We start from the raw sequence: 2,938 nt of genomic DNA on the forward strand, positions 1-2,938 counted from the left end.
CGGGCCCGGGCCGCGTGCGGCCCGCCCACCGGCTCCCCCAGGTCCCCGAGCAGCGACTCGACGACGTCCCACGGCAGGATCTCGACTCCGTCGAGGCAGGCCCGCAGCCCCTCGGGGTCGCGGGCGGCGAAGACCCCGTACCAGCCCTCACCCGGCGTCGACCGGGCCTCGATCTCCCTCAGCAGGTGCGCGAACGCACCGATCTCCGCCACGTCCTGATGCACCGTCATGCCGTCCGCCCGTCGCTGCCACCGTCGACTGGAATCCTCCGGTCCGGAGGCATTGGACCTCAGTCGTGTTACAGCGCGGCTACAGAGCGTTTTCGTGTCGGCGCTCAGAACCTCACGGCGATGCCCGCGTGCGGCCGCTTCCCGCGGCGGGCGACGGTCGCCGGCCAGTCGACCAGCCACCACTGCCAGGTGTACTTGCGCCCCAGCAGCTTCCGCACGTGCTTGAGCCCGTCCGCGTCGAGCAGCCGCCCCGTGCCCTCCAGGTGCAGCGCGCCGTCCGCGATCCGGCCGCGCACGTCGCACGGGGCCACCACGACCCGCGGGTCGCGCCGGAGCCGCTTCACCTTCCAGGCGTCGATGTTGGACCACACGTACAGCTCGTCGCCCTCGACGGCGAACCACACCGGCGTGGCGACCGGCGTCCCGTCCTTGCGGTACGTGGTCAGGCTGACGTAGCGGGCGCGCCGCAGTTCCTCGGGAATCATGTTCCGTACGCCTCCCTCGCCTCGACGATCTCCGGCTCGTGCGTCCGCGCCCAGGAGCAGGCGGTATCCAGCGGCCCGATCAGCGAGCGGCCCAGCTCCGTGAGCGCGTACTCGACGCGGGGCGGGTTCTCGTCGTGGACCGTCCGGGTCAGGAAGCCGTCGCGCTCCATGGTGCGCAGGGTCTCGGTGAGCACCTTGGGGGTGATCCAGTGCAGCGGGACGCGGAGTTCGGAGAAGCGGCGCGGCTGCCCGTCCTCCAGGCACCGAAGCACCATCGCGGTCCACTTCCCGCCGACACGGATCGGCTGGGCTCGGCGCCCGCAGTCCGGGTCATGGAACATCGCGGGATCCAGGGGATCGATCATGCCTCGACGCTAACCCAGTACCGTTGAAGTAACCAGGCACCCCCGCTCTACGGTCGCCGCATGACGACACAGCAGAGCAAGAACCTCATCGTTTTCGGCGCGGGCGGACAGGTCGGCCGGGCGGCCGTCGCGGAGGCGGCCGCGCGCGGCCACAAGGTCACGGCGGTGGTCCGGGACCCCGCGAAGTACCCGGAGTTGCGCGAGATCGGCGGCGTCAGCGTCGTACGGGGCGATGTGACGGACCCGCGGGCGGTGGCCGAACTGGCCGCCGGGCACGACGCGGCGCTGAACGCCTCGGTCCGGCTCGACGTCCCGTCCGAGGAGTACTTCACGACGGCGGCGAAGGCCCTGGTCGACGGCCTGGCGGCGGCGGCCGTGCCGCGTCTGGTCGTGCTCGGCATCGTCGCGACGCTGGAGACCGCGCCGGGCGTACGGATCATGGACGCGCCCGAATTCCTGCCGGAATGGCGGATGTTCGCGCAGGGGCATGTCGCGGAGTACGAGTTCCTGGGCGCGGCCGGCGGCGGCCTGGACTGGCTCATGGTGTGCCCGCCGCTCGACCTGAACGCGGAGGCCGAGCCCACCGGCGGCTACCGCACCGCCGTGGGCACGGTCGTCGACGGACCGGGCCGGATCGCGCACGCGGATCTGGCGCTGGCCCTCGTCGACGAGCTGGAAAGCCCCCGGCACAGCCGGGTGCAGCTCGCGGTCTCGACCTGACGGGCTCAGACCGGCTGGAGGGCCGCCCGCAGCGCGAGGTCGTCCATCGACAGGCCGAGGGCCCCCGCCAGCGCCGCCACCGTGAAGAAGGCGGGGGTCGGGGCCCGGCCGGTCTCGATCTTGCGGAGCGTCTCGGCCGACAGGCCGGCCGCGGCGGCGACCTCGACCATCGAGCGGTCGCCGCGGGCCACGCGGAGCAGCGCGCCGAGGCGCTCGCCGCGCTCGCGCTCTTCGGGGGTCAGGGGTGTGCGAACCATGGGAGCCATTCTAATACCGGTATAGTAATTGGCATGATCGAGATCAAGACAGACGTGTCCCTGCGCGCGATGCGGGAGGCCGGCCGGGTCGTCGCCCGTGCGCTGGCGGCCGTGCGCGAGAAGGCGGCGCCGGGGGTCACGCCGCGCGAACTGGACCGGGCGGCCCGCGCGGTCCTGACGGAGGCGGGTGCCGGCTCCCCGTTCCTGGACTACCGCCCGAGCTGGGCGCCGGTGCCGTTCCCGGCGGTCGTATGCGTCTCGGTGAACGACGCGATCGTGCACGGCATCCCGGACGGGCGGCCGCTGGCCGACGGGGACCTGGTCAGCGTCGACTGCGGGGCGATCCTGGACGGCTGGGTCGGCGACGCGGCGGTCAGCTTCACCGTCGGCCGGGCCCGGCCGGAGGACACCCGGCTGATCGACACGGCGTGGGAGGCCCTGGAGGCGGGCATCGCGGCGGCGGTGGTCGGCAACCGGATCGGCGACATAGCGCACGCGATCGGCCGCGTCTGCCGCGCCGCGGGCTACGGCATCCCGGACGGCTTCGGCGGCCACGGCGTGGGCCGCACGATGCACGAGGACCCGGGCGTCCCCAACGAGGGCCGCCCGGGCCGCGGGATGCCGCTGCGGCACGGCATGGTCCTGGCGATCGAGCCGATGCTGATCGCCGGCGGCACGGACGACCACGCGACGGCCGGCGACGGCTGGACGGTCCGCACCCTGGACGGCAGCCGCGCGGCCCACACGGAGCACACGATCGCCGTCACGAACGAGGGGCCTCGGATCCTGACGGCGCTGTAGGGGGCGGGGCGGGCGGGCTCGCGCGGGAGCGTCGGCCGGGGGGCGCGGGGCGTCCGCCCCTGCGCCCTCGCCCACCTCAC

Annotated in this window: 5 protein-coding genes and 1 pseudogene; 2 read left to right on the plus strand and 4 right to left on the minus strand. The window is 73.8% G+C overall.

Annotation, left to right across the window (positions count from 1 at the left end; translation table 11 throughout):
* The 3 genes and pseudogenes from VIU94_RS02530 to VIU94_RS02540 form a co-directional block, all read right to left on the minus strand.
* A pseudogene (locus tag VIU94_RS02530) lies at window positions 1–230 on the minus strand (hypothetical protein); the annotation flags it as partial.
* Window positions 231–334: 104 nt separating this feature from the next.
* A complete protein-coding gene (locus VIU94_RS02535) occupies window positions 335–715 on the minus strand; it encodes a PPOX class F420-dependent oxidoreductase (protein WP_331907028.1) in 381 nt (126 codons plus the stop codon).
* Complete coding sequence (locus tag VIU94_RS02540) at window positions 712–1,080, minus strand: winged helix-turn-helix transcriptional regulator (protein ID WP_331907030.1); 369 nt, start codon at window positions 1,078–1,080, stop codon at window positions 712–714. The genes VIU94_RS02535 and VIU94_RS02540 overlap by 4 nt, the downstream gene beginning before the upstream one ends.
* A 60-nt stretch (window positions 1,081–1,140) precedes the next feature.
* On the opposite strand from VIU94_RS02540, the gene VIU94_RS02545 reads away from it, so the two are divergent.
* Complete coding sequence (locus VIU94_RS02545) at window positions 1,141–1,800, plus strand: NAD(P)-dependent oxidoreductase (RefSeq protein ID WP_331907032.1); 660 nt, start codon at window positions 1,141–1,143, stop codon at window positions 1,798–1,800.
* A gap of 5 nt (window positions 1,801–1,805) precedes the next feature.
* Here VIU94_RS02545 and VIU94_RS02550 read toward each other — a convergent pair whose 3' ends face one another.
* On the minus strand, window positions 1,806–2,057 hold the full coding sequence (locus VIU94_RS02550) for a helix-turn-helix domain-containing protein (RefSeq protein WP_331907034.1): 252 nt from the start codon (window positions 2,055–2,057) through the stop codon (window positions 1,806–1,808).
* A 33-nt stretch (window positions 2,058–2,090) separates the two neighbouring features.
* Between VIU94_RS02550 and map the strand changes: the two genes are divergently transcribed.
* Window positions 2,091–2,858, plus strand: coding sequence for a type I methionyl aminopeptidase (gene map, locus VIU94_RS02555; RefSeq protein WP_331907036.1), 768 nt, complete (start codon window positions 2,091–2,093; stop codon window positions 2,856–2,858).
* Window positions 2,859–2,938: the final 80 nt, after the last annotated feature.

This window comes from Streptomyces sp., from assembly GCF_036566765.1.
Lineage (GTDB): Bacteria > Actinomycetota > Actinomycetes > Streptomycetales > Streptomycetaceae > Streptomyces.

Bases quoted from the DNA above. Each gene is read 5' to 3' on its own strand.
- VIU94_RS02535 (WP_331907028.1), bottom strand. From the start codon at position 715: ATGATTCCCGAGGAACTGCGGCGCGCCCGCTACGTCAGCCTGACCACG.
- VIU94_RS02540 (WP_331907030.1), bottom strand. From the start codon at position 1,080: ATGATCGATCCCCTGGATCCCGCGATGTTCCATGACCCGGACTGCGGG.
- map (WP_331907036.1), top strand. From the start codon at position 2,091: ATGATCGAGATCAAGACAGACGTGTCCCTGCGCGCGATGCGGGAGGCC.
- VIU94_RS02550 (WP_331907034.1), bottom strand. From the start codon at position 2,057: ATGGTTCGCACACCCCTGACCCCCGAAGAGCGCGAGCGCGGCGAGCGC.
- VIU94_RS02545 (WP_331907032.1), top strand. From the start codon at position 1,141: ATGACGACACAGCAGAGCAAGAACCTCATCGTTTTCGGCGCGGGCGGA.